The following is a 1,067-nucleotide window of genomic DNA, read 5'->3' as shown; positions in this document are numbered from 1 at the left end:
CCTTGAGAGACGCCGACCACACCTTGACTAAAACGGCCTCTCCCCCTCCTCCAAAGGCACTATCTAAAGCAATTAATATCCAACCGCCACTTATAATTCCAAACAAGCCTGCTAAAATTGTAATAAATACTGCCTCAACTACAATTTGCCTTTTTATTTCGAAAGGTGTTGCACCTAAAGCACGGCGCACTCCAATCTCTTTTGTTCTTTCTTTTACTGTAATTAATAAAATATTTCCAATTGCAAATACACCTGCAATTAAAGTTGCGATACCTACAAACCATGTTAGAAATTGCATGCCTGATAAAAAACTTGTAAACTTGGCAAACTCTTTTCCTAAGTTAAAACTGCCAAAAGCACGATTATCTTCAGGGTGGACTTTGTTCAAATTCCTTAAAATTAGTTTTGCATCTGCTTCAATTTGAACAATATCAGACTCTGGTTTACCGGTAATCATCATAAAACCAATATTTTCACCCATATTGTATATTTGCTGAAAGGTAGAGAACGGAATATGCATATCGTCTGTTGGGCCCATGTTCGCACCAGCTGTTTCAAACATACCAACAACTTTAAAATTCATTCCATTAAGCTGTATGTATTCGTCTATCATCTCCTCATCTTTTTCAAAGAGTTGTTTATATATTTCTTCAGAAATAACAACTACTTTTCTTTTCTCATCTATATCCGTTTGGTTAATAAAACGACCGTACATCATTTTCTTTTTCTGCACTTTATCCAATAATGGATAATCACCACCAACTCGAAAGCTTCCAGATAAAAAATCATGAATAACCAAAGCTTGATTTCGATTTCTTGGCACCACAAATTCGATACCATCAACGTTTTCTTCTATTTTTTTAGCATCACTTATTTTAAGTTGAACAAATCTTCCTTCTTGAAAACCTTTAAAAGGTTTACTAGTACTTTGAGCCCAAACAAAAACGCTATTAGTAGCAAAACTACCAAACAAACGATTGAATGAGTTCTCTAAACCTTTTGCTGAACCTAAAAGCCCTATAAGTAGTAAAATCCCCCACCAAACACCAACCATTGTTAGTGCAGAA

Annotated in this window: 1 protein-coding gene; it reads right to left on the bottom strand. The window is 35.2% G+C overall.

The features are described from left to right. The coding region (locus tag RH82_RS00005; RefSeq protein WP_034057021.1) for an ABC transporter permease at positions 1-1,067 on the bottom strand (1,067 nt) is incomplete at both ends.

The organism is Lacinutrix jangbogonensis, from assembly GCF_000797445.1.
GTDB classification, from domain to species: domain Bacteria; phylum Bacteroidota; class Bacteroidia; order Flavobacteriales; family Flavobacteriaceae; genus Lacinutrix; species Lacinutrix jangbogonensis.
The sequence above is the reverse complement of the archived record's forward strand: the minus strand, read 5'-3'. Positions and strand labels throughout refer to the sequence as shown.